Raw genomic sequence first — 25,002 nt, 5'->3', positions numbered from 1 at the left:
AGTGTTCTGCAAGGGCTATGCCATTCGAAGAATGCTGAAGACTTCGACGTCTTGCGCGAACGAAGATCGTCGATGTGTCAACGAAACGGACATCGCCTGTCCGATTCGTTGACACTCGTTTCCCTACGACGACGCGTCGGACATTCCGAGACTCGTCATCCGCGTATAGAGCGACTGACGGCTGATGCCGAGCCTCCTTGCCGCCTCCGCGCGGTTGCCACCCGACGCAGCCAGCGCGTGAGTAATCAGCGCGCGTTCGAGCCGCGCAACGGCTTCCGTAAGCGGAAGCTCGAGCAGCGCTGGCGGAATTGCCTCGCCGGTTTTGTCTTTTGCCGCAACGAGAAACGCGAAATCTTCGCGTGTGAGCACTTGCCCCGGCGCAAGCGCACTCGCCCGCTCGATCGCGTTGGCCAGTTCGCGCACGTTCCCTGGCCAAAGGAAAGTGGCCAGAAGGCGCTGGGCATCGGCGGAGAGATGCTTGCGCGTCGCTTCGGTCGATGCAGCTTCCAGAAAGTGCTCGGCAAGCGGCAGGATGTCGGCCACACGCTCCCGTAGCGGCGGCATGTGCAACGGGATCACGTTGAGGCGAAAGAGCAGGTCCTGTCTAAACGTGCCCGCCTCGACCATCGCGGCAAGATCGCGATGGGTTGCCGCGATCACGCGCACATCGACCGATATTGTCCGGTTCGTTCCGAGCGGCGTGACTTGCCGTTCCTGTAGCGCGCGCAGCAGTTTCGCCTGCATGGAACGGGGCATGTCGCCGATCTCGTCGAGAAACAGCGTGCCGCCGTGCGCCTCTTCGATCCGGCCTTTGCGCTCGCCCTGAGCGCCGGTGAACGCGCCTCGCGCGTGCCCGAAGAGTTCGCTTTCGAGCAGGTCTTCGGGAATGGCCGCGCAGTTCACCGCGACGAAGGGACCGTTCGCGCGCGCCGAGGCGCGATGGAGCACGCGAGCGGCCACTTCCTTGCCGGTCCCGGTCTCGCCGGTGATCAGCACGGTCGAGTTCGTTCCCGCCGCGCGGCCCAGGCGCTTCTGCACGTCGCGCATGGCTTCGCTTACGCCGAGCAGTCGCGGCTCGCGAGAAGTCACGTCGTCGCTGAATGCGGGCGTGAGGGGGGAGCTTCGCTGCGCCGATAGTATCCGCTCCAGCAGCGCGACGATCTCATCGCGTCCGACCGGCTTGGTCAGATGTTCGAACGCGCCGAGCCGCATCGCGCCGATGGTGTTGTCGCTCGTGGCGTGGGCCGTCAGCATGACGACGGGCACGGCTTGCAGCTTCGCGATCGCACGCAGTGACTCGAGCACCGCAAGACCGTCCGCGCCCGGCAAGCGGAAGTCGAGAAAGATGCACTCGGGCGCCGGGTTCGCGCGCAGCCAATGCAGTGCCTCTTCGCCGGAGCGCGCCTCGATCGCCCGGTGGCCGAGGTCTTGCACGGTTTCCACGAGTCCTTCGCGGAAGGCATCGTCATCGTCGGTGATTAATATGGTCGCCATGGCAAGTCGATCACGAAGCACGTCATGTTCGAGTCGTCGTCGAGATAAGCACGTCCGCCGTGCGCCGACGCGATCTCCCGCACGACGGCAAGGCCCAGGCCGGACCCGTCGGGCCGCCCCGTCACGAATGGCTCGAAGATCCGTTCGCGCTCGGCCGCGCCGACGCCGGGACCATTATCGATGACCGTGAGCCGAAGCCGCTTCCCGTTCGCCGACTCGACGCCGCGTGCGCGGAGCATTACCTGCGTGCCAGACGGCGCGTGCCTCAGCGCGTTCAGGATGAGGTTGTCGAGCGCGCGCGCCAGTTGCACGGGATCGAAGATCGGCATGCCTGCGTCTTGGTCGACGTCCACATCTTTGCCGAGCGCGATGCCACGGCGTTCGGCGCCCGGCTCATGCGTATGAATAATGTCGTCGAGCCATGCGTGCAGGCTGACCTCACGCGTCTGCAGCGAAACGGGCTGCGTCAGCGCGAGCAGGCTCGTCACCTGCGACTCGATACGGCCCACCTGCTCGATGATCGACCTCAACGCTGCTTCGCGGCGCGCAGCATCGCCTGCCAGCGCGTTCTCGGCCTTCAGACGCATGGCGCCAGCCGGATTGCGAATTTCATGCGCGATTTGCGCCGCCATTTTGCCGAGCGTGCTGAACCGTTCGGCCTGTGCGAGCTGGGCGTTCAGTGCGTCTGCGTCCCGCTTGAGCTGCTCCGCACGCGCGACGTAGCGGTTGAGGGCTTCGACGATCTGATCCAGATCACGCTCGCCCAACCGTTCCAGCCGTTCGCCGCGCTCGAATTCGCCCTCTGGCGCAAGCGCGCGTTCAAGCCGGGTCAGGTTGTGCTTCCAGCGCTTGAGCGTCAGCGCCAGAAACACGGCGAGCACGACGATGACCGAGAGCACGCCGGCGAGGATGGCCGCTGCGCGCTGTCCGTATGGCCCGAGCGGCGGCCGCGCGCGCGTGAGCGTCCAGGCCAGCAGGCCCGCTTGGCGCGGCACGGGGCAAGCGATCGCGATGACGGCGTCCGTTCCGCTCGAAACGACATCGGCGCGCATCTGCCCGATGCTGGCTGCGTGCTGAAGCGTGCGCAGGATAAGCGGTGTCTCCGCTTCGGGAACGTCTCGTTTCATGCCGCTCCCGCCATAGGTCGGAAAGGCATAGGCCAGGAAGCCGTTCGGCGCGCCGGATGCCGGCTCTTTCGCCCAGAACCCGCCTTCGATGCCCTCGGTCCGTATCAGAACCAGATCGAGCACCGCGTGCATGAGATCGACATTGGTTGCGTCGGGATGCTGCATGGACATGTCGTAGCGCGAGGCCACCGCCTCGCATGCTGCAGCAGCCTGCTCCTTCGCGACGACCACGCGTTCCCCAAGCGCCGACGAAAGCGTGAGCCATACGGCACCGCTCAAGAGCCCGCACAGAACGGCGACCAGAAGCCAGAGCGTGAAGAGTTGAGTTGAGAACGACGGTCTCGGCATGGACGGTTTACCGGCGAGCCAAAGTGAGCGCGTTGGGAAGCAAGTATTCTGCCATCGACAGAATCCATCCACGTTCCGCGCTTCGTCGCTATTCTTCCCCGCTACCTCTGGAGGTAGCGACCATCGCCGCATGGCGTATCGGCGCGCATCGGTTCGGGAAACTCGAGCGACATCGCGGACGAAAGCTCCGTCACGCGCACTTCGTACACGCGTGGTTAGCTGCGTGCGCGGCAGCAGAGCGCCTCAACCGCCGTCCTTCATCTCGCGCAGATGCTTGTAGACCGTCGCGCGGCCCATTCCGAGCACCTTGGCGACATAGTTCGCCGAGCTCTTGCCTTTGAATGCGCCCTGCGCGTGCAGCGCCTCGACGAGCTCACGCCGATGATCGCGCGTGAGCGAGTTGAGCGCGATCTGCCGCTCGCGCAGCCAGCCATGCAGGAAGGTGTTGATGCGCTCCTGCCAGTCGTCCTTGAAAAGCTCGACAGGCTGCGCGACGACGCCCGCGCCACGCAAAAAGAGATCGAGCGTCGAGCGCATCTCGTCGAACGCCGCGATGTTGAAATTGATGCACATCACGCCCGCGGCATTGCCCGCGTCGTCGAAGAGCGCCGTGCTCACGCAGCGCATGCGGCGTCCGTCCCAGTTGAGCTTTTCGTACGGACCGACGAGGCGCTCGCGCGCGGTCTCCTCGACATCTTCGAGCGCGGAGTCGTCGCCGATCTCGCGCTTCGAGAGATTGTTCGACAGGTACGCGATGGTCTGGTCGGAGAGATCGTGGATCACCACTTCCGCATAGGGGAAGAAGAGCGTCGTGATGCTGTCCGCGATGTGCGCGTAGCGCGCGAGCAGCGATTCGCGAGCGGCGTCATCGGGCTTCGGCGTCTTGCGTCGGGGCATGGAAGTCGGCATGAGTTCGGAACGGCGAATGGCGATGATACCGCTAGGCCGCCGCGCGCTGCTTCGCGAGATGAACATACAGCGCGTGCGCGACCGCGATGTCCTCGAGGCCGAGCCCGATCGAGCGGAAAAACACCGCGCGCTCATGCGAAGGTGCGGGACACGCGCCGCGCGCAAGCTCTGCAAGATCGCCGCGAATCGCATCGGGCGACCAGCCGTGACGCTCCCGCGCGATCACCATTTCGCCGGCGCTCGCGGGCGTCGTCCGCCGATAGTCGCAGTAGACATCGAGCGCGTTCAGCGCGGCCGCGTCGATCTCGTGCGCGCGCGCGACGTTCGTGCTGATGGAGGTAATAAGCGCAGGCTTCGTGAGCGCATTGAGCGCGAGCACCGGCGTGCCCGATGATGTGCACAGCATCACGACATCCGCATCGCGCACGCACTCGTCAACCGACGCCGCGACGCGCACACGCGCATCGAGCGCCCGCAGCGCGTCCGCACGCTCGCCATCGCTTGCGAGGCGCGGCGAATGGATGCGGATCTCCGACCATCCGCGCAACGGCGCGACATGCCGCAGATGCGCGAGCGCGACGCTTCCCGATCCGATGACCGCGAGCCGCTCGCTCGATACGCGCGCGAGCCGGTCGACCGCGAGCGCCGTCGTGCCCGCCGTGCGCTCGGTGGTGAGGAGCGCGGAATCGCACCACATCAGCGGCGCGCCGGTGCGCATCGACATGAGCGCGGTCCAGGCGGTGACGATCGGCGCGCCAGGCTGCGCGATGTAGGGCGAGAGCTTCGCGCCGAAGACCTCGTGCTTCGCCAAAACGCCGAGATAGGTGATGAAATCGCCGGCATCGCGCGGAAACAGCGTGAGCGTCTGCGGCGGCTGAACGGCTTCGCCATCACCGAGCGCGGCGAACATCTCTTCGAGCGCGCCGCGGATATCGAGCGAAGGCAGCGCCCGCCTCACTTCCTCTTCGTGAACGATGAAAGGAATCTGCGCGCCGGGCGCGGCCTCGCGCGCTTCTTCGGGCAAGGAAATCATTCGAAAACCTCCGGTTCGTGGCCGTTGAGCGATTGCTTCGTGACTGCTTCGACGTAGACTATTTTGTCCATTCTAGACTTTTATTTTATTTTTCGTATATATTTCGATTGGGCGCGCGGACAACCCCGCGCGCCTGGCGCAAGACAGAGACGGTGCGGAATCACAAACGACCTTGGTGACGACAATGAACTGGAAGATGATCTGCTTCGCGGGCGCGGCGAGCCTCGCGTTCACAATTGGACTGGCGCACGCGGAGTCGCAGACCTTGCGATTCGGCGTCGAGGCCTCCTATCCGCCGTTCGAGAGCAAGACGCCGGCGGGCCAGCTCGAAGGCTTCGACATCGACATCGGCAACGCTGTGTGCCAGCGCATCAAGATGAAGTGCGTATGGGTGGAGAACAGCTTCGACGGGCTGATTCCGGCGCTGCAGGCGCGCAAGTTCGACGCGATCAATTCGGCGATGAACATCACCGACAAACGCAGGCAGGTGATCGACTTCACGCCGCCCGTCTATGTCATGCCGATCCAGATGGTCGCGCGCCGCGACGCGAAGCTGCAGCCGACACCCGCGAGCCTCAAGGGCAAGTCCGTGGGCGTGCTGCAAGGCTCGACGCAAGAGGATTACGTGCGCAAGCACTGGGCGAGCGAAGGCGTGCAGGTCGTGACGTACCAGAGCCAGGACCAGATCTTCGCGGACCTGAGCGCCGGACGGCTCGACGGCGCGGTGCAGGAAGTGCAGACCGCCATCGACGGTTTCCTCGCGAAACCCGAGGGCAAGAACTTCGATTTCGCGGGCGCCGCCCTCACCGACCCGTCCACGCTCGGCGAAGGCACCGGCATCGGCTTGCGCAAGGACGATGCGGCGTTGAAGGCGAAGGTCGTCGCGGCGCTCGATTCGCTGAAGAAAGACGGCACACTGAGCGCTTTGTCGCAAAAGTACTTCAAACGCGACATCATTGCGAAATAGGCACTTCATCAGGCATCGGAAAAAATGGCTCAGGACGTGATCGTGCTCGGCGCGGGCATCGTGGGAGTGAGCGTGGCGCTGCATCTGCGGCAGCGCGGATGGCAAGTGACGCTCGTCGATCGCCGCGCGCCCGGCGAGGCGACGAGCTTCGGCAATGCGGGCCTGATCGAGGCGTCGTCGGTCGTGCCTTATGCGTTTCCGCGCGACTGGGGCACCGTGCTCAAGTTCGCGATGAATCGCTCGACCGCGCTGCGCTACGACCTGCGCTCGCTGCCCGCGTATGCGCCGTGGCTCACGCGGTTCTGGTGGGAATCGGCGCCCGCGCGTCTGGCCGCCGCCGCGCGCGACATGCTGCCGCTCATTCAGCGAAGCGTGGCCGAGCATGAGGCGCTGATCGCGCGGGCGGGTCTCGCCGAACTCGTGCGGCCCACCGGTTGGCTCGAAGCGTATCGCTCGCGCGAGCAGTTCGAGCGCGAAGCAAGCGCCGCCGAACGGATCGCGCGCGAGCACGGGCTCGGCTTGAAGGTGCTCGATGCCGAGGCGCTGCATCGGCTGGAGGCATCGCTCGATGGCGGATACGCGGGCGCGATGCACTGGACCGATCCGCGCAGCGTCATCGATCCGGGCGCGCTGACGAAGGGCTATGCGGCGCTATTCGAGCGCGAGGGCGGACGCTTCCTGAGCGGCGACGCCGCGACGCTCGAACCATCGGGCAGCGGCTGGCGCGTCATGACGTCGAGCGGACCGGTCGAAGCGCAGGCGGCGGTGGTGGCGCTCGGCGTATGGTCCGGCGACCTCGTGCGCCGGTTCGGATACCGCATCCCGTTGATGGCCAAGCGCGGCTATCACATGCACTACGCACCCGACGGACGCGCCGCGCTATCGCGGCCGGTGGTCGATATCCAGAACGGCTACGTGGTCGCGCCGATGCGGCGCGGCTTGCGTCTGACTACCGGCGTCGAGCTCGCGAGCCCTGACCGGCCGCCGAGCCCCGTGCAACTCGAACGCGCGGAGCGGATCGCGCGACCGGTGTTCGGCCTCGGGGCGCGCATCGACGAGTCGCCGTGGCTCGGGCTTCGGCCCTGCACGCCGGACATGCGGCCGGTGATCGGACCAGCGGATCGCCATCGCGGGCTCTGGTTCGCGTTCGGGCACGCGCATCACGGCCTCACGCTCGGTCCGGTGACGGGCAGGCTTGTCGGCGAGCTGATGAACGGGGAAGCGTGCTTCACCGATCCAGTTCCGTATCGCGCGGGCAGGTTCTAGCACTTGTCGAGCGGCGAACGTTTCCGATCCGGCGCAGCATCGCCCGCGCGATCGAGCACGCCGTCATGGCCTACCCCGAAGCGCGTTTCTTGGCCCTTCAGACTGCGCCATCGCATCGGTAATGTATGTGTCATGCATTGTGGAGAACACGCATGGACACATCGATCGTTTTTCGACACCTCGATACCCCCGAAGACTGGACGCGCGCCTTCGACGTAATGAAGGAACTCCGGCCGCACCTTACGGACCCCGATACGTTTTGCCCACAACTGCGCCGTCAACGCGAGGAAAGCTATCGGCTGCTGGCCGCCTGTGACGACGAAGGCGCGATTCTCGGCCTCGCCGGGTATCGAACGCAGACGAACACGCTGTACGGACGCTTCGTTTATGTCGACGATCTCGTCGTCACGGCGCGTCTGCAAGGCAGCGGCATCGGTGCCCGTTTGCTGGACACCGTCCGCGGGATCGCACGGGACGAACACTGCGCCCACTTCGTGCTCGACACCGGCCTGCATATGGCGCTCGCACAGCGCTTTTATTACCGCAACGGCCTGCTCGCCAAGGGCATGCATTTTGTGCAGACGCTGGCTGTGCCCGGCGAGGAGCGCGCGCGATGAAAGTGCTCTTCATCAACGCGAGCCCGCATGGCGACGCGAGTCACGGCTACCGGCTCGCGCTCGAAATGATCGATACGTTGCGCAAGCGTGCGCGCGTGGATACCGTGAAACGCGATCTCGCCGCAACGCCGCTGCCTCCGCTCACGCAGGACTACGCGCGCGCCATCACGTCGCGCCATCCGGACGAAGCGCAGTTCGACATCTCCGAACAATTGATCCGCGAAATCGAAACCACCGACACGCTCATCATCAATACGCCGATGCACAACTTCACCGTGCCCGCCGCGCTGAAGCTATGGATCGACTACGTGCTGCGCATTCACCGCACGTTCGTTTCGACGCCCGAAGGCAAGGTCGGTCTGATGCGCGACCGGCCCACGTTCGTGATCGTCGGTTCCGGCGGATTTCATGGCGGTGAGCTTGCGCGTCAGCGAGACTTCCTTACGCCGTACCTGCGTTACGCGCTCGGTTCGATCGGCTTGCAGGACCTGCGCTTCGTGACGCTCCAAGGCCTCGTGCGCGGCAGCGAAGCCGTCGCACAGGCGCTCGATCTCGCGCGCGAGGACATCGCGAGGCACGCGCTCTTCGCATCCGACGGCGACACCGTCACGCCCTAACCGTCATACGCCCGGCGAAGCATGCGCGCGAGACGCGCCGCTTCGCCGGCATCGGCGACATTCGCGAAGCCGACGACGATCCCGCGCAACGTTTCCTTGCTTCGCCCGTTGAGATACCACGCGGACAGCGCGAGCACCGCGAGACCCGCCTCCCGCGCGCGGGCGGCCATCGCCAGATCGTCGACGGGACCGTCGCGATCCGCACGGAAGATCGCGACGAGATGCATGCCGCCCGTCGGCAACCCGATGCTCACGCGATCTCCGAACGCCTTCTGTATCGCCGTCGCAAGCCACTCGCGCCGTTGCGCATACAGCGCGCGCATGCGCTTCAGATGCCGCGCGAAATGCCCCTGCGCGATGAAGTCCGCCACGGCCGCCTGATAAAGATACGGCGAGCCCGCGTTCATGCTCGCCGTGACCTGGCCGAAGCGCTCCACGGCCCGGCCGGGCGCGACCACATACGAGAGCCGCAGGCCCGGAAAAAGCACCTTGCTGAAGGTGCCGCAATAGATCACGCGATCGTCGCGATCCAGGCTCTTCAGCGCCGGCAACGGGCGGCCCGCGTAGCGGAACTCGCTGTCGTAATCGTCCTCGACGATCCAGCCCTGCGCGCGGCTCGCCCAGTCGAGCAGCTTCATGCGCCGCGCGAGCGACAGTGTGACGCCGAGCGGACTCTGATGCGCTGGCGTGACGAACGCGAAACGCGCATCGGCCGCGAGCGCGATGCCGGCATCGACGTCGAGCCCTTCGTCATCCGTCGGCACGGGCACGAGCCGCATGCCGGCATCGAGAAGAAAGTTACGCGCGAGCAGATAGCCGGGCTCTTCGAACCACGCGCGATCCTCCGGTTTCGCGAGACCGCGCAGCACGAGTTCGAGCGTCGCGCGATAACCGTTCGTCACGAAAACCTGCTGCGGACCGCACGCCACGCCGCGCGACAGGCCGAGATATGTCGCGATGCGTTCGCGCAACGGCCGATATCCGGCGGGGTCGGGATAGGCAAGCGTGGCGAGATCGCCGCTGCGCGCGCGATGCGCGACGAGACGGCTCCATACCTTGCGCGGAAAGGCATCGAGCGCGGGCAGACCGGGACGCAGCGGCTTCGCATCGTGGCCGATCTCGGCCGCCGGTTCGGCGCGCGTTGCGCGTGCCGTGCGCGGCGCGTTCCCGCGCTCGCGGTCCTTGCGCGCGCCCGACGGCGTCGCGGCTTCGGGCAGCGACGACGACACGAACGTGCCCGCGGCGCCGCGCATCTGCAGATAGCCTTCGTCGACGAGAATGGTATAGGCTGTTTCGACGGTGCCGCGCGCAATGTTCAGTTGCGTCGCGAGGCCGCGCAACGCGGGCACGCGGTCGCCGGGTTTCAGATGACCCGCCGCAATGGCCGTCTTGAAGCGCTCGCAAATCTGCAGGTAAATCGGCGCGGCCTCATGCCGGTCGATTGCTATCTTCAACGCATGGTCGGCTGATGGCATGACATGTCTCATGGACTAGTTCGATCGACGATTCTTGTCCCTTTTCGCTAAGCCATGATTCTCACACAATGACTTCACGTTCACTGTCTTTTCACTTTAAGCACGAGGTGCATCATGAAGATCGTCGTCATGGGAGGTTCGGGTTTGATCGGCGCGAAAACGGTCGCGATCCTGCGTTCGAAGGGTCACGAGGCCGTCGCCGCTTCGCCGCGCAGCGGTGTGAATGCCGTAACGGGCGAAGGATTGCATGAAGCGCTTCGCGATGCGCAAGTGGTGATCGATCTGACGAACGCGCCTTCGTGGGCGCCGGACGACGTCATGGCCTTCTTCCGCGCATCGGCGACGAATCTCGGCAAGGCCGAGGCCGCGGCGGGCGTGCAGCATCATGTGGCGTTGTCGGTCGTCGGAACGGACCGCATGCCGGACAACGGCTATTTCCGCGCGAAGGCCGCGCAGGAGAAACTGATCGCCGAAGCGGGCGTGCCGTATTCGATCGTTCGCGCGACGCAGTTCTACGAGTTTCTCGGCGGCATCGCCGATGCCGGCATGCAGGACGGCAAGGTGCATCTGTCGCCGGGACAGTTTCAGCCGATCGCCGCGGACGATGTCGCCGCGATCGTCGCGGATGTCGCGCTCGGCGCGCCGCTGCTCGGCATCGTCGATATCGCGGGGCCGGAGCGTGCGCCGCTCAATCGGATCATCGGCCGGTATCTGAAGGCGAAGGGCGATGTGCGCGAGATCGTCGTCGATCCGGACGCGACGTACTTCGGCGGCACGATCAGCGAAGACTCGCTCGTGCCGACCGGCGAAGCGCGTCGCGGCGGCATCGGTCTGGATGAATGGCTGGCACGCGCGCACGCGTGAGTGTGACGGCGGGCGCCGCCGTGCCCGGCGCCCGCTTCGGTTGCGCTTTTCGGATGGTCAGAGATATTCGACGTTGCCGTCGACGCTGATGGCTTGTCCCGAGATGTTGCGCGCCGCCGGCGATGCCAGGAACAGCGTCATCGCTGCGATATCGTCGACCGTGACCATGCGGCGCAGCGAAATCTTCTTCAGGTACTGCGCTTTCATTTCATCGAAGCCGACGCCCGCCGATTCGGCGCGCGCGGCGATCACCTTGTCCATGCGCTCGCCCTCGACGACGCCCGGCAGGATCGCGTTGACGCGGATATTGCTCGGCCCGAGTTCGACGGCCAACGACTTGACGAGACCGACGATCGCCCATTTCGTCGATGCATACGGCGTACGGTACGCATAACCCAGCCGGCCAGCGACGGACGACATCGCGATGATGCCGGGGCGATCCGACGTCTCCTTGAGCAGCGGCACCGCGCGACGCAGAAAATAGTATTGGCTGTTGAGATTCGTCGCGATGGTTCGCTCCCAATCGTCCGGATCGATGGCTTCGATCCCCGCAGTGGGACCCGCGATGCCCGCATTGTTGATGAGCAGGTCGAGCCCGCCGAGCCGCGAGCGCGCGTCTTCGATGACGCTATCGACTTGCTCGCGCGCGCCGACATCGGCGACACCGGCATGCAGCTTCGGATTGCGCGCTTTGGCGCCATCGACCGCCTGCTGGTTCACGTCGCAGATATAGACTTGCGCGTCGGCTTGCACGAATGCGTCCGCGATTGCAGCGCCGATGCCGGCGGCCGCGCCCGAGATGAGTACGCGCAAGCCCGGGACCGGTTTGAGAAGCTCAAAAGTATTCATGTTCGATATCGACATTCGTTCGGTTCATCAGCGAGCGGGAGAAGCATCGGCGACGGGACGCTGCGCGGCGTGAATCGATTTCGCGAGCAGCGGCACCAACAGCAAGCCCAGCACCGAGGCAGCCACGACGACGTTGAAGCCCGCATCGCTTCTGCCGGTCATCGTTTCGGCGAGCCCGAAAAGATAAGGTCCGACGAAGCCGCCCAGCAAGCCGATCGTGTTGATGAACGCGAGGCCGGCCGCCGCTTGCACGCCTTGCAGCCGCTTCATCGCGACGGCCCAGTACGACGGCAGAATGCCGCCTGCAAAGAAGCCCGTGATGCCGAGCAGCGTAATCTGCACTGCCTGATTCCGGCTGGCGAGGAACGCACACGCACTGACGACGACGCCCGCGGTCAGCACGCCGAGAAAGCCGCATTCGTTGCTCACACGGCGATGAATGCGCGGAAGGGTCAGCACGCCGAGCAGAAAGCCGATGCCGACACTGCTCGACAGAACGCCGACGAGAATCGGCGAGCTCACATGCATCTGCGCGACGATCGACGGCGTGAAGAAATACAGGCCGACGAACGCCACCTGATTCAGGAAGTAGATGAGCGCGATCAGCACGGTCGTCGGGCGCTTGAGCGCGGCGAGCCAGTCTGCCGTGGTGAGGTCCGCGTGTCCGTGCGTGTCGATGACCGCGTGCGTTTCGAGCGCCTGCGCTTCCTGCGCGGACAGCCACTTCACTTCGGACGGACGATTCGGAAGCTTGAAGAACAGCACGATGCCCAACACGATGGTCGGCAAGCCTTCGAGCAGGAACATCCACTGCCAGCCGTGAAGACCGCCGATGCCGCCGAGCTGCATCAGACCCGCGCCCAGCGGATTGCCGATGATGAGCGCGATCGACGGCGCGGTGTAGATCCATCCGACGGCAACGGCGCGGTCTTTGGGCGCGAACCAGAGCGTCACCATGTACATCAGCGCGGGAAACAATCCCGCTTCGGCGACGCCCAGCAACACGCGCAATATGTAGAAGGACCACTCGCCCTGAACGAACATCATCGCGGTCGAAAGCGCGCCCCACGTCACCGCGATTCGCGCGATCCACGCGCGCGGCCCGACGCGATGCGCGATCAGATTGCTCGGCACTTCGAGCAGCGCATAGCCGATGAAGAAGATGCCGGCGCCGAGTCCATACGCCGCGGCGCTGATGCCGAGGTCGGCAGCCAGAGCGCTCTTGGCGAGCGCCACGTTCGTCCGATCGATGAACGACAGGAAGTAGATTCCGCACATCAGCGGAAGCAGTCTTGCCATGGCCTTGCGAGTCGCAAGCCAATGCGTTTCTCCGAGGCTGTGGTCAACGGTAGCGGCAGTCATGATGTCTCCAGATTTGACTTCTTCGAGTCAGAGCGAAACGTTGTCGCGCCCTTTGAGCCCGAGCATGGCTCGCGCATCGGCGGGTGTCGCGATGTCGAAAGACAACTCTTCGAGAATGCGGCGAATCTTGCGGACCTGTTCGGCATTCGATTTCGCCTTCACGCCTCGCGACAGGTAGACGCTGTCTTCGAGGCCGACTCGCACGTTGCCGCCCATGATCGCGCCCATCGTCACCAGTGACATCTGATGACGCCCGGCGCCGAGAATCGAAAGATGGTAGTTCTCGCGTCCGAAAAGACGGTCGGCGGTCGCGCGCATCACCGAAAGATTCTCGGGATCGTGGCCGATTCCGCCGAGAATGCCGAACACGGATTGGATGAAGAACGGCGGCTTGATCAGCCCGATATCGATGAAATGCGCGAGGCTGTACAGATGCCCCACGTCATAGCACTCGAATTCGAAGCGCGTTCCATAGTCGCGGAATTCGGTGAGGATGTTTTTGATGTCGCGGAACGTGTTGCGGAAGATCATGTCCTCCATGCCTTCGACATAATCCTTCTCCCAGTCGAAGCGCCACGAAGACATCCTCGCCGCGACGGGATGAAGCGAAAAATTCATCGAGCCCATGTTCAGCGAGCACATTTCCGGCTTCGCCACGCGTGCGTAAGCGAGGCGCTCGTCGAGCGTCATGCGCGTGCTGCCGCCCGTCGAAATGTTGATGACGGCGTCGGTTTGCGCGGCGATCGCGGGCACGAATCGCCGGAATATTTCGGGCGATGGCGTCGGGCGGCCGTCTTCCGGATTGCGCGCATGCAGATGAAGAATCGCGGCCCCGGCCTCGGCGGCTTCGAGCGCCTGATGCTTGATGTCATCGGGCGTGATAGGCAGATATTCCGACATCGACGGCACATGCGCCGAACCGGTCACGGCGCAGGTGATGATGACTTTGCTGCTCGGATTGCTCATTGAATGTCCTTCGAAAACGCGCTCGATGGGCGAGCTTCGGCAATGCCCCGGCGCGCCTGAACGAGGCAAGCGCAGGAGGACGCCGTTGGAAAACGTAGGGCGGAACGGGAAACGACCGTGCGCCGGCTTAAGCCGGCGGCGACGAACTGACGTGAAGTTGGCGTTGCATGGCTGTCTCCGATGGATTCGCGAGTCGCGCATTCGCGATGCGGACTCGTCTTGTTACGGTGATAGTAGTGGGATACGATGCGCTGCGAAAGGTCATATTCGGACAAGGTGGTGTCCCCGCAGGACACACGAGGAGGCGCTGTGTCGTCGAGACTGCCACTGTTGAACGAGCGCATCTATGCGCCCTACAAGATCGCCGCGCTGGTGGACGTGCTCGCTGAGCAAGGCATTGCGCCGGCGGACAGCCTGAAAGGAAGCGGCGTTGCGCCCGAGGAGATCTACGATGCCTCGGTGATGACGTCCGTCCGGCAGTACGCCGCTGTATGCAGCAACGCCGTCGCGCTTTCCGCCGATCCGCGAACGCCGTTCAAGACGGGCGCGCGGCTGCATCTGGCCGCGTATGGCATGTACGGCTACGCGCTGATGTCGTGCCTGTCGCTGCGCGATTACTTTAGGCTCGGCGTCAAATACCATCGGCTCGCGACGCCGACCATCACCATCGAATGGCACGAACATCCGGACACGTCGGTATGGACGTTTCCCGACGCGTTCACGTCGCCCTTCCCGCATGACGTGCAGCAGTTCCTGCTCGAACAGCAGTACACGCAGCATGTGACGCACTTGCAGGATGTCGCGGGCAGAAGCTGTCCGCCGATGCTCGCGCGCTTCTCGTATCCCGCGCCGCCGCACGCCTCCATCTATCCGGAGTATCTCGGCTGCCCATGCGAGTTCGACGCCGACGAATGTCAGCTCATCTACGACGGCGCGATACTCGAACTCAAGCCTCATCTCGCGGACAGGCACTCCGCCGCGCTTCTGCAGGAGACGTGCGACAGGCTCATCGGACAGGCGAAGACATCGACCGGTGTTTCCGGCGAGGTCTATCAGGTTCTCATGCGCAAGCCGGGCGAGTTTCCCGGCATGGAGACCGTTGCTAGCGCGTTGAAGATGACGAGCCGCACGCTGCGTCGACGGCTCGAGTCGGAAGGCACGTCGTTCGTCGCCATCGTCGACGATGTGCGGTGCTCGCTCGCCACCGAGTATCTGAAGACGACGAAACTGAGCACGGACGATGTCGCCATGCTGGTCGGCTTCACCGACACCGCCAATTTCCGCCGGGCGCTGAAGCGCTGGACCGGCAAAGGCCCCGCCGAAATTCGCGAGCAGGAGTGACGCCGGTCGCGCAGGCTTTTTTCATTCGTTACTTCAGACAAAAATGGGTTCGACGGCGCACATACGTAACCTTACAGAAAGATAACAATGCACTCACTTCGCGGCAGTGGCGAACGAGCGAAGGCTGAACCGAGGAGTGTGCGAAATCTGAATCCGTCGAATTGCGATCGATCGCATCGACCGGATGGAGCAGTCGCGGACTCGAAAAAAACATCAACACTCGTGTGCCAGGGGGACCGTCGGATGCTGCATTCTCACTTCTTCGATTCTGCTGCGAACCAGCCGGACAGCCCTGCGTTATGGGTCGATGAGCGTCTTTACAGCTACCGCGAGATTGAAACCCGGGTCCGTCGCTTGTCGGCGGGACTGGCGGCGTTCGCACGAAGCACCTGCACGAGCCGATGCCTGCTGTTTGCATATCGCAGCGTCGGCGCGTATGTCGGCATCCTGGGCATTCTCGATGCCGGTATGGCCTATGTGCCACTCAACCCGAAGATGCCGGCAGCGCGGATCGCGGCGATCATCCGGCAATCCGGCGCGCCGTTGATGCTCGTCGATCGGCGTTGCGCCGAGTCGCTCGATGAAGTGCTGTCCCTGCTCGACGAACCTCCGCAGATTGTCCTGCTCGACGCAGACGCGGAAGAATCGCAACTTCCATCCCCTGCTTTCTCGCTCATGCAGAGACGAGGCGCCGCGCACGACATCGCCTACATACTTTTCACGTCCGGTTCGACGGGATCGCCGAAGGGCGTGCCGATCACGCATGCGAACGCCGATGCGTACGTGAACGGCCAGTTGCAACTGGTCGACAAGGTGCGCGATGCGCGTTACATGCAGCTATGCGAGCTGAGCTTCGATCCGTCCGTGCATGACATGTTCGTCTGCTGGGCGAACGGCGGCTGCCTATATGTGCCCGAAAACGTCGATCCCGTCGGTAACGCGAGCTTCGTCCAGACGCACCGGATCACGCATTGGTGCAGCGTGCCATCGGTCGCCGGCATCATGCAGCAAATGCGCAAGCTGCCGGCGGGCGCATTTCCGAGCATTCGCGTGTCGATGTTCGGCGGCGAGCCGTTGCCTCGCTCGCTCGCGCAGGCGTGGATGCGTGCCGCGCCGAACAGCCGGCTGCTGCACATGTACGGGCCCACGGAAGCGACCGTCGCCTGTACGTGCTTCGAAGTCACGCCCGAATTCCTGGACGATCCGCAGCACACGGTCATACCGTTGGGCCAGGGCCTGCCCGGCGTGGAACTCATGATCGTCGATGCCGAGCTCGAACCGGTCGCCCCGGGCCAGACGGGCGAATTGTTGATCGCGGGACCGCAGCTTGCCGAAGGCTATCTGTCGTCCGACGAACCCGGCAATAGCCGGTTCATCGCGATGAACTATCCGGGCAAGACCGCGCATCGCTGGTATCGATCCTCCGACGCCGCGCGCGAAACGACGCCACACGGGATCGTGTTTCAGGGCCGTCTCGATACACAGGTGAAAATCCGCGGCCACCGGCTCGAGCTGGAAGAAGTCGAACATGTCGTGCAAGCGGCCAGCCACGCCGCGTCGTGCGCGGTTGTCCCGTGGCCGCTCGACGAAGTCGGACGAGCAACCGGCCTCGTCGCGTTCGTGACGAATCCGGAAGTCGAGACCACGCATGTTTTGCGGGCGTGCCGGCAGCGTCTGCCGGTCTATGCGATGCCGCAACGGATCGTCATCATCGATGCGTTCCCGCTGACGGTGAACGGCAAAATCGACAGAAAGGCGCTCGCGGAATATTGCGCACGCGGCGAGGTCGCGGCGTGAGGCGTGGGGCGATGGGTTCGCGTCGTTTCAATCGATCTGCTCCGTCGCGGCCAGCGTGCCTGTCGTAAGGCCGATACGAAGCATTTCTATCAGCCGTTCGATGTCGCCTACGGTGTTGAACATCGCGAGCGACACGCGGATGCCGCCACGCTCCGGCGAGACGCGCACGTTGTTTCGAGCGAAGTAGTCGGTCCACTTGTCGACCGGCAGTTTCAGCACGTATATGTGATTGCGCTTGCCACGCGCTCGCGGACCGACGACGCTCACACCCAGCGCATCGAGGCGTTCGAGCAGCAGATCGCCGAGCGCCAGCACATGCTTCTGGATCGCCGCGACGCCTACGCTCTGAATGAGGCAAATCGCCGCGGAAAGTGCGTGCAGGTCCGGGAGATTGACGTTGCCGAATTCGAAGCGCCGCGCGTCCTTGCGTAAAGCCATGTCGTCGGGACGGGCGACATAGTCGGCTGGCGGATTCGCCATGCTGGACATCGCAAGGTAAGCCGGCTGCAATTCGTCGAGACCGTCGGCGATATAAAGCACGCCGAGTCCTTGCGGCACGAGCAAGCCCTTGTGCGTGCCGGCTGCCAGCACCGAAATGTTCAGCGCCTTGACGTCGAGCGGAATGACGCCGACGGACTGCATCGCATCGACGATCAGGTAAATGCCGCGCGCCTTGCACAGCCGTCCGATGCTCATCAGGTCATGGACCTGGCCCGCATGGAACGTCACATGCGAAAGCGAAACGACTTTCGTACGCGCATCGATATACGGCTCGAACGTCTTGGCGGTGGCAATCTCGTCGTCCGGCAACGGCGCGAACCGCACTTCGATGCCATTGCGCTTGAGGTTCAACCACGCATAGGCGTTGTTGGGATGATCGCCTTCTATCAGCACGACGTTGTCGCCTGCCCGGAGCGGGACCGCGTTCGCCGCGATATTGAGTCCTTCCGACGTGTTCTTGGTGAATGCGATTTCGGTCGGCGCCGCGTTGAAGAACGTCGCGACGCTCTCGCGTGTTTCCTCGACACGTCGCAACCAGACCGGCTTCGGACCGGCCATCTCGAAGCCTTCCGACAAGAAGGCTTCGAGCGCTTCGCGCACGCTTAGCGCAAGCGGCGTCTGGTGGGCGGAGTCGAAATAAAGCTGCCTTGTGGTGACGGGGAACTGCTCGCGGACAGCGGCGAGCTTTGCAGTCGGGATCATGAGCGATGTCTCATTTCAGGTTTTCTTTGCGAGGGCATGCACGGCACGGCACGAATCCGTCGAGGCATTAGACGATCGCCGAGAAGCGATGTCAAATACATTCCGATAAGTGGAACTACCGAGTTCCTATTTATGGAATCGTTAGACGGAGATGCTAAACTGGCCGCATGTCTCCCACCATCGCGAGCCTTCCTGTCACCGTCCCGGCCCGCAATTCGAATCGAGTATCCTAGGGAACCGCTTTTCGCCTGATCCGCGAAGGATGCGCGGCACAGGCCCATAAAACCAGAAAACCCAGCACACATGCGCAAGGAAGAACAAGCCATCGTCGAGACGTCCGAGCCGGAGGTCTCTCCCACCGAGCGCGCGTTTCACATCATCGAAATGGCTGCGCAAACCGGTCGCGTGACGACCGCCGACATCATCACCGCGCTCGGCATTCCGAAGACCACTGCGCATCGCCTCGTCAGCAATCTCGAAGAGTTCGGCTTTCTCGAACACGGCATGGAACGCGGCCGGTATCAGGTCGGCCCGCGCCTGCTGGAACTCGCGACGAACATCCTCGCGGCGTCCACCTCGCATGGGCCGATCCACGCGCTGCTGATGGAACTGTCGCGACGCACGGATGAAACGGTGAGCCTCGGCGTCATGCGCGGCTCCGAGGTCGTGTATATCGACAGCGCGATCGGCAATTCGCCGTTGACGCTCAATTTTCAGAAAGGGCATCGCGCGCCCGTGCACTGCACGTCCAGCGGGCGCGTGTTTCTGGCGAACATGGAGAAGAAGCAGCTCGACGCTTATCTGCTGAGCGGACCGTGGGAACCGATCACGCCCTACACCATCGTCGATCCGGAACGGCTCAGGCTCGAAATCGACCTCGCGCGAAAGAATGGCTATGCGACCAACGATTCCGAGTTCGCGATCGGCGTGGTCGGCGCCGCCGTGCCGATCTCGGGGCCGCACGGCCGCCTGATCGCTTGCTTGAGCATCTCGGCGCCCAAAGCGCGCAAGTCGCTGGAAGACATTACCTTGCTGGTGCCGACCTTGCAGGCAGCGGCGCTGCGAATCACAAAGATTCTCGGCGTGATCGACGGCGGAACGACCGCCGAAGACAATGCCGATACCGATAGCAAGGCGACGCGCCGCAAGCGCTCCTGATCAACCGCCCGTCACGCGACCGATCTCCGCGCCGGCGGTGACGAAGCGGATCGCGCGGCGCATGTAGAACACGCCTTTCGTGCGGCTTCTGAGCGTCGTCGTTGCGCCGGTGATCGGGTCGACGATGTCGCAGATCGCCTCTCCGACCTCCACCACGTCGCCGATGTTCGCCGCGTACACCGCGATGCCGCTGGTCGCGGCGTAGAAATGCTCGCTCGCCGCTTGTCGCGTCGCCGGATGAATCAAGGCGGGGCATGGCGACGGCGTATCGCGGATAGCGCCCCGATCGACGAGATAGGCAACGATCGCTCGCGCATGACGCCGCGCCGATTCATACGTGACGTCGCGCTCGCCGGCGCACTCGACGATGGCGGCGACAGCGCCCTCGCCAACCGGATACCGGTCGCCGAAGCGCGCTTCGACGTCGGCCCACGCCAGGCGCGTCCAGTCGATGAAAAGCCCGAGATCCGCGCCGTCGAACAGCATCTGCGCCCGCGATTGCAGATGGCGCGCGAGCGGTTCGACGCGCGGCCACGCGGCGGTGTCGGCATAGACGTGGACGACCGCTTCCAGCGAGCAATGAATGTCGAGAACGATGTCGGCATCGCAAGACAGCTTCAGCAGGGTCGAACGCAGCGCGTCGAATTCCGTCGTCGGCGCGCAAGCATCGAGCGATGCGCGCATTGCGTTCTTTATCGCGCGCCTGTTCGCGTCTTCGTCGCTGCCGAGACGGCCTTCCAGATGCGCGCAGATGTCCGAGGGGCGCGCGACGCCGCGATTGAAGTTCGCGGCGCTGTTCAGCTCGAAGCAGCCGAAGAACTGGCCGAAGACATGCTGACTCAGGCCGATCGGATTCGCTATCGGGACGAGCGTGACGGTCGCGTCGAGCTTGCCCGCGGCTTCGAGCGCCTGGAGTTCGTCGCGCAGGACGTGCGCCGTGAGCATCGCGGGCGTTTCGTCGGCATGAAGCGATGCCTGCAGATAAACCTTCATGTCCGCGTCCGGCGGCCCGAACGTCAGGCTTACGAGATCGCGCTGCGTACCGATGGTCGCTGCGAGTAACGGCGTCCGCTTGAGTAGCACCTTTCGTCTCCTTTCTACGATGACGCGCGAGGTTCCGGCTGCGCAACAAGATTCTAAACTCGCGCATCTGAAAAATGCCGTTTTCCGGTTCTAAGCAGTTCCACTCATCGGAACTTTATTGACATCGAATTTGGCATGCGCTCAAATGTGCCACATCGGACACACAAGGGACATCGTCCATGAGTTCTCTTCTACACGGATATGGCGCGCTCGTTCTCGAAGGCGCGCTGCAGACCGTGCAACTGGCGGTCTGTTCGCTGGCGCTGGCCTTCGCGATCGGCTTGCTCGGCGCCTGCGCGAAGCTGTTCGGCAGCCGATGGATCGCAAAACTGGCCCGTCTCTACACGACGATCGTGCGCGGCGCACCCGATCTCGTGCTGATGCTGCTGCTCTACTACAGCATCCAGATTCTGCTGAACGGCATCACCGAGCGTTTGCATTGGACGCAGATCGATATCAAGCCTTTCGCGGCCGGTGTGATCGTGCTGGGTCTGATCCACGGCGCGTACTTTACCGAGACGCTCCGTGGCGCTTTTCTGGCGATTCCGCGCGGGCAACTCGAATCGGGCACTTCGCTCGGCATGTCGTTCGGTCATGTCCTTGCGCATATCCTGTTTCCGCAAATGATGCGCTATGCGCTGCCGGCGCTCGGAAACAACTGGCAAGTCATCGTCAAATCGACGGCGCTCGTATCCATCATCGGACTCTCGGATGTCGTCAAAGCCGCGCAAGACGCAGGCAAGACCACCACGCACTACTTCTTTTTTATCGGCGTGGCCGCATTCGTTTATTTGCTGATCACGACAGCATCCAATCTCGTATTACGTCACCTCGAAAATCGATATGACGTCGGCGTGCGCAAGGTGAACGTATGATCGACATCTTCCGCGAATACTGGCGGCACTATCTTTATACCGACGGCTATCAGTTCACCGGATTGATCGTCACGATCTGGCTGCTGCTGTTCTCCGTCGTGCTCGGATCCGCACTGGCGGTGCCGATGGCCATCGCGCGCAGTTCCGCGAACCGTTTCGTGTCGCGCGCGGTCTGGCTTTACACCTATCTGTTTCGCGGCACACCGCTATTCGTTCAGTTACTGCTTTGCTATACGGGCGTGTTCAGCCTCGACGTGATTCGAAATCACGAGCTCACGAACGCGTTCTTTCGGGACGGAATGCATTGTTCGCTACTCGTTTTCGCATTGAATACATGCGCCTACACGACCGAGATTTTCGCCGGCGCGATCAAGGCCACGCCTGCGGGCGAGATCGAAGCCGGCGTGGCTGCGGGAATGTCGACGTTGCAGCTTTATCTGCACGTCATTCTCCCCTCCGCGCTGCGGCGCTCGTTACCGAGTTATAGCAATGAAGTCATTCTGGTCTTCCATTCGACTTCCGTTGCATTCGCCGCAACCGTGCCGGATCTGCTGAAAGTGGCGCGCGACGTGAATTCCGCGACCTATCAATCGTTCGCCGCATTCGGCATTGCGTTTCTGCTCTATTCCGCGATCACCTTTTCGCTGGTCTGGCTCTTTCGCCAGGCGGAAAACCGTTGGCTCGCTTACCTGACACCGCAAAAATGACTAACGATGTCTGCATCGATTCGTCGCGTTCACCTGAAAAAGTCGTGGTCGCCGATCTTCACAAGAGCTTCGGCACGCACGAAGTGCTGAAAGGCGTGTCGCTCAGCGCGCGCGCCGGCGACGTCATCAGCGTTCTCGGCTCGTCGGGCTCGGGCAAAAGCACGCTCTTGCGCTGCATGAACTTGCTCGAACATCCGTCGGCGGGCCGCATCTTCGTCAATCAGACGGAAATCCGCATGAAGCAGGACAGAACGGGCACGCTGAGGCCGGTCGACAAACACCAGTTGCGGCGCATACGGTCCAAGCTCGCGATGGTGTTTCAGCACTTCAACTTATGGCCGCATATGACGGTGCTCGAAAACGTGATTCATGCGCCGGTTCACGTACTCGGACTCGGTCGGCGCGAAGCCGAAGAATATGGCCGGGCCAATCTCGACAAGGTCGGTTTGGGCGTCGATATCGCCGGCCGTTACCCTGCGCATCTCTCGGGTGGCCAGCAACAGCGCGTCGCAATCGCCCGCGCACTGACGATGGATCCCGACGTTCTGCTTTTCGACGAGCCGACTTCCGCTCTCGATCCCGAACTCGTGTCCGAAGTGTTGAAGGTCATGCAGAAACTCGCGGCGGAAGGACGGACGATGATCGTGGTGACGCATGAGATGAACTTCGCCCGCAATGTTTCCAGCGAGATCATTTTTCTGCATGAAGGACGAATCGAAGAGCAAGGAAAACCGGCGGACCTGTTCGCCAATTCCGCAAGCAGCCGGCTCCGAAGGTTTCTGTCCGCGGCATAGCTTTCCTTTCTCTTTATCGACAACAAGATCATCAGCCGGAGACTTCTGTAATGAAACGATTCGTGTCGACCCTGCTGTTTTGCGCGGCCGCCTTCACCTCATCGTATGCAAGCGCTCAGGATGCGTCGACGCTTCGATACGGCGTGGATCCGTCGCATCCGCCGTTTTCATCGCGCGACTCCAGCGGCAAGCTCGTCGGATTCGACATCGATCTCGGGACCGAAATCTGCAAGCGCATGCACGCAAAATGCGAATGGGTTCAGAACGACTTCGATGGCATGATTCCCGCGCTTCAGGCCAAGAAATTCGATGCCATTCTCGCGTCCATGTCGATTACCGACAAACGCAAACAGGTGATCGATTTCACATCGAGGTTATATAAGACGCCGAACAAACTGATCGTGCGTAAAGACACGAACCTCGAACCCACCGCGGAATCGCTGAAAGGAAGATCGATCGGTGTCCAGCAGGGCACCGTTCCCGAATCCTATGCGAAGGAACATTGGGCGCCCGCCGGCGCGCGCGTCGTTTCTTATCCGAATTTCGATCAGGTATTCGCGGATCTCGCCGCAGGCCGTCTCGATAGCTGCTTCACCGATGCAGCCGTCGGCGAGTACGGATTCCTGAGAACGCCGCAAGGCGCCGGTTTCAAGTTCACCGGCGGCAATGTCTATGCGAGCAACGGCGCGGGCATTGGAATCCGCAAGTCGGATATCGAACTGAAGGAAAAGATGAACAAGGCGATCGCCGACATGCTCGCCGACGGCACCTATAAACAACTCGCAGCCAGGTATTTCCAGTTCGATCCTTACGGCAGTTGAGAGGTTATCGTCTCGACGCCGGCATCAGCGGATCCCGACGTCACACTTGCCGAACGGGGATGATTGCAGTGAAACATGTGCCATCGGCGAGCGATGACGATACCTGCAGATCGCCATGGTGAGCCTGCACGATTTGCTTGCAGATGAAAAGACCGAGACCGAGACCCCCGCCTCGCGGTTGATCGGCGGGCCGCCAATATGGCTCGAACACCTTCCTGATGTCCTCGGGCGCAATGGCATCGCCACCGTTCTTCACGGCGATGATCAATTTCCCGGCCTCGACTTTCCCATTTACGGTAATAGGCAAGTCCGCCGCGCCATGCGTGATTGCATTGCCTAACAGATTGGACAATAGCTGCTGCATACGAACCGAATCGCAGTGGACGGTTCCTTCAATGGCGATGCTGTCTTCTATCATCAAGCCGGGATGACCCGCCTTTGCCTCGGAAACGATATCGCGCAAAAGCTTGCCGAGATCGGGCACCGGCGCGATGTGGGCGCCGAGTCCGGCGCCCAGGCGTCCGCGCGCGAAGTCCATTACATCGTCGATCAAACCCGCCATTCGGCCGGCGACCGCCTTCAATCGCAATCCGAGTTGAGTGATCTCGGTGGTTCCACCTTTGATCGAAAGATATTCGGCAATCGAATGCACCGCTGTTAGCGGATTGCGCAGGTCATGTCCGAGAACGGCGATGAACTGCTCACGCAATTCCGCGGTCTCGCGCGCGTGCGATAGCGCAGTTGCCGACGCAGAGCGGTTTTCCTCCAGTTCGAGCTCAAGCGCGATGAGCTTGGCGTACGCCTCGAACATGCAGACCGTGCGGACATCGGACAGATAGTGCGGACGCGGATCGATCGCGCATAGATTGCCGAAGTACCGGCCGTTGGATAGAACGATCGGCACGGAGATATAACTTTGAAGGTTATAGATTCTGGCCGTGTGATGACCGCAGTAACGCGGATCGTTCCCGAAGTCATCGATGACGATCGATTCGCGCGCTTCTCGCGATTCGAAGCATAGCGTCGTCTTCAGATCGAGTTGACCGCCGACTTCCAGACCGAAGCCGATGTCGTCGTGAACGGCGCACGCTGTCCATGTATTGTCTGTCACGCGCGCGACCGCGGCGTAGCCCATCGATGTTCTTTCGCAAATCGCCTTGAGCATCGAGCCCACGGCACTCACGCGGCCGATAGCCTCGATGTCGTCCTTCAGTGCGTCAGGGCCGTCTTCCCCGGTCAAAGTTATCATGTCGAATGCTGCTGAGATGTGACAAGGCCGTATTATGCGCCGCGAACATTTCTTTTTAGCTCCGAAAGTCCTGCCCAATG

Annotated in this window: 23 protein-coding genes; 12 read left to right on the top strand and 11 right to left on the bottom strand. The window is 62.8% G+C overall.

Annotated elements, in window-relative coordinates:
- Positions 1 to 123: 123 nt before the first annotated feature.
- From NCS03_RS26370 to NCS03_RS26355, 4 genes are all read right to left on the bottom strand, one after another.
- Positions 124 to 1,494, bottom strand: coding sequence for a sigma-54-dependent transcriptional regulator (locus tag NCS03_RS26370; protein ID WP_250437653.1), 1,371 nt, complete (start codon positions 1,492 to 1,494; stop codon positions 124 to 126).
- On the bottom strand, positions 1,479 to 2,969 hold the full coding sequence (locus NCS03_RS26365; RefSeq protein ID WP_250530217.1) for a sensor histidine kinase: 1,491 nt from the start codon (positions 2,967 to 2,969) through the stop codon (positions 1,479 to 1,481). Before NCS03_RS26365 ends, NCS03_RS26370 begins: the two co-directional genes overlap by 16 nt.
- Positions 2,970 to 3,212: 243 nt before the next feature.
- On the bottom strand, positions 3,213 to 3,866 hold the full coding sequence (locus tag NCS03_RS26360; RefSeq protein ID WP_033536029.1) for a helix-turn-helix transcriptional regulator: 654 nt from the start codon (positions 3,864 to 3,866) through the stop codon (positions 3,213 to 3,215).
- A gap of 43 nt (positions 3,867 to 3,909) precedes the next feature.
- Positions 3,910 to 4,911, bottom strand: a complete 1,002-nt coding sequence (locus NCS03_RS26355) for an ornithine cyclodeaminase family protein (protein WP_250530117.1) — start codon at positions 4,909 to 4,911, stop codon at positions 3,910 to 3,912.
- 184 nt (positions 4,912 to 5,095) lie between these two features.
- On the opposite strand from NCS03_RS26355, the gene NCS03_RS26350 reads away from it, so the two are divergent.
- From NCS03_RS26350 to NCS03_RS26335, 4 genes are all read left to right on the top strand, one after another.
- Positions 5,096 to 5,878, top strand: a complete 783-nt coding sequence (locus NCS03_RS26350; RefSeq protein ID WP_008346553.1) for an ABC transporter substrate-binding protein — start codon at positions 5,096 to 5,098, stop codon at positions 5,876 to 5,878.
- Positions 5,879 to 5,902: 24 nt separating this feature from the next.
- Positions 5,903 to 7,144, top strand: coding sequence for an NAD(P)/FAD-dependent oxidoreductase (locus NCS03_RS26345; protein WP_250520295.1), 1,242 nt, complete (start codon positions 5,903 to 5,905; stop codon positions 7,142 to 7,144).
- Between the two features lie 152 nt (positions 7,145 to 7,296).
- Entirely contained in the window at positions 7,297 to 7,761 is a 465-nt protein-coding gene (locus NCS03_RS26340; RefSeq protein ID WP_250530116.1) for a GNAT family N-acetyltransferase, read from the top strand.
- Positions 7,758 to 8,378: an FMN-dependent NADH-azoreductase gene (locus NCS03_RS26335; RefSeq protein WP_250530115.1), complete on the top strand. Its 621-nt coding sequence runs from the start codon at positions 7,758 to 7,760 to the stop codon at positions 8,376 to 8,378. The genes NCS03_RS26340 and NCS03_RS26335 overlap by 4 nt, the downstream gene beginning before the upstream one ends.
- Here NCS03_RS26335 and pdxR read toward each other — a convergent pair.
- Positions 8,375 to 9,853 (bottom strand): MocR-like pyridoxine biosynthesis transcription factor PdxR, encoded by a 1,479-nt coding sequence (gene pdxR, locus NCS03_RS26330; RefSeq protein WP_250530114.1) that lies wholly within the window; start codon positions 9,851 to 9,853, stop codon positions 8,375 to 8,377. The genes NCS03_RS26335 and pdxR overlap by 4 nt on opposite strands.
- A gap of 114 nt (positions 9,854 to 9,967) precedes the next feature.
- On the opposite strand from pdxR, the gene NCS03_RS26325 reads away from it, so the two are divergent.
- Complete coding sequence (locus NCS03_RS26325) at positions 9,968 to 10,717, top strand: SDR family oxidoreductase (RefSeq protein ID WP_008346543.1); 750 nt, start codon at positions 9,968 to 9,970, stop codon at positions 10,715 to 10,717.
- 57 nt (positions 10,718 to 10,774) lie between these two features.
- On the opposite strand, the gene NCS03_RS26320 is transcribed toward NCS03_RS26325, so the two are convergent.
- Genes NCS03_RS26320 through kce form a run of 3 tightly spaced genes read right to left on the bottom strand, consistent with a single transcriptional unit; the run spans position 10,775 to position 13,894 of the window.
- On the bottom strand, positions 10,775 to 11,566 hold the full coding sequence (locus NCS03_RS26320; protein WP_250530113.1) for an SDR family oxidoreductase: 792 nt from the start codon (positions 11,564 to 11,566) through the stop codon (positions 10,775 to 10,777).
- Positions 11,567 to 11,593: 27 nt separating this feature from the next.
- Positions 11,594 to 12,928, bottom strand: coding sequence for an MFS transporter (locus NCS03_RS26315; protein ID WP_033536003.1), 1,335 nt, complete (start codon positions 12,926 to 12,928; stop codon positions 11,594 to 11,596).
- 27 nt (positions 12,929 to 12,955) lie between these two features.
- The gene (gene kce, locus NCS03_RS26310; RefSeq protein ID WP_250530112.1) at positions 12,956 to 13,894 is read right to left on the bottom strand and encodes a 3,5-dioxohexanoate:acetyl-CoA acetone transferase; all 939 of its coding nucleotides are present in this window, start codon (positions 13,892 to 13,894) and stop codon (positions 12,956 to 12,958) included.
- A gap of 309 nt (positions 13,895 to 14,203) precedes the next feature.
- Between kce and NCS03_RS26305 the strand changes: the two genes are divergently transcribed.
- Both NCS03_RS26305 and NCS03_RS26300 read left to right on the top strand, forming a co-directional pair.
- Positions 14,204 to 15,235 carry an AraC family transcriptional regulator gene (locus NCS03_RS26305; RefSeq protein WP_175980168.1) on the top strand — a complete coding sequence of 344 codons (1,032 nt, stop codon included), beginning with the start codon at positions 14,204 to 14,206 and terminating at the stop codon, positions 15,233 to 15,235.
- A 243-nt stretch (positions 15,236 to 15,478) separates the two neighbouring features.
- Positions 15,479 to 17,032, top strand: a complete 1,554-nt coding sequence (locus tag NCS03_RS26300) for an amino acid adenylation domain-containing protein (RefSeq protein ID WP_250530111.1) — start codon at positions 15,479 to 15,481, stop codon at positions 17,030 to 17,032.
- Between the two features lie 27 nt (positions 17,033 to 17,059).
- Here the strand turns inward: NCS03_RS26300 and NCS03_RS26295 are convergent, their stop codons facing one another.
- On the bottom strand, positions 17,060 to 18,235 hold the full coding sequence (locus NCS03_RS26295; RefSeq protein ID WP_250530110.1) for an aminotransferase class V-fold PLP-dependent enzyme: 1,176 nt from the start codon (positions 18,233 to 18,235) through the stop codon (positions 17,060 to 17,062).
- A 303-nt stretch (positions 18,236 to 18,538) separates the two neighbouring features.
- Here NCS03_RS26295 and NCS03_RS26290 point away from each other — a divergent pair, with 303 nt between their 5' ends.
- Positions 18,539 to 19,393 (top strand): IclR family transcriptional regulator, encoded by an 855-nt coding sequence (locus NCS03_RS26290; RefSeq protein WP_008346531.1) that lies wholly within the window; start codon positions 18,539 to 18,541, stop codon positions 19,391 to 19,393.
- Here NCS03_RS26290 and NCS03_RS26285 read toward each other — a convergent pair whose 3' ends face one another.
- Positions 19,394 to 20,476, bottom strand: coding sequence for a M14 family metallopeptidase (locus tag NCS03_RS26285; RefSeq protein WP_250530109.1), 1,083 nt, complete (start codon positions 20,474 to 20,476; stop codon positions 19,394 to 19,396).
- Positions 20,477 to 20,655: 179 nt separating this feature from the next.
- Between NCS03_RS26285 and NCS03_RS26280 the strand changes: the two genes are divergently transcribed.
- From NCS03_RS26280 to NCS03_RS26265, 4 genes are read left to right on the top strand one after another with little or no spacing between them, the layout of a single operon-like run.
- Positions 20,656 to 21,351, top strand: a complete 696-nt coding sequence (locus tag NCS03_RS26280) for an ABC transporter permease (protein ID WP_008346526.1) — start codon at positions 20,656 to 20,658, stop codon at positions 21,349 to 21,351.
- Complete coding sequence (locus NCS03_RS26275; protein ID WP_008346524.1) at positions 21,348 to 22,058, top strand: ABC transporter permease; 711 nt, start codon at positions 21,348 to 21,350, stop codon at positions 22,056 to 22,058. The genes NCS03_RS26280 and NCS03_RS26275 overlap by 4 nt, the downstream gene beginning before the upstream one ends.
- Positions 22,055 to 22,852 (top strand): ABC transporter ATP-binding protein, encoded by a 798-nt coding sequence (locus tag NCS03_RS26270; protein WP_008346522.1) that lies wholly within the window; start codon positions 22,055 to 22,057, stop codon positions 22,850 to 22,852. Before NCS03_RS26275 ends, NCS03_RS26270 begins: the two co-directional genes overlap by 4 nt.
- A gap of 50 nt (positions 22,853 to 22,902) precedes the next feature.
- Positions 22,903 to 23,673: an ABC transporter substrate-binding protein gene (locus tag NCS03_RS26265; RefSeq protein WP_008346519.1), complete on the top strand. Its 771-nt coding sequence runs from the start codon at positions 22,903 to 22,905 to the stop codon at positions 23,671 to 23,673.
- Positions 23,674 to 23,713: 40 nt separating this feature from the next.
- On the opposite strand, the gene NCS03_RS26260 is transcribed toward NCS03_RS26265, so the two are convergent.
- Positions 23,714 to 25,000 carry a GAF domain-containing sensor histidine kinase gene (locus tag NCS03_RS26260; protein WP_350029372.1) on the bottom strand — a complete coding sequence of 429 codons (1,287 nt, stop codon included), beginning with the start codon at positions 24,998 to 25,000 and terminating at the stop codon, positions 23,714 to 23,716.
- Positions 25,001 to 25,002: the final 2 nt, after the last annotated feature.

It is taken from the genome of Caballeronia sp. ATUFL_F1_KS4A (assembly GCF_023630905.1).
GTDB lineage: Bacteria > Pseudomonadota > Gammaproteobacteria > Burkholderiales > Burkholderiaceae > Caballeronia > Caballeronia zhejiangensis.
This window is presented reverse-complemented; position numbering and strand designations above follow the sequence as displayed.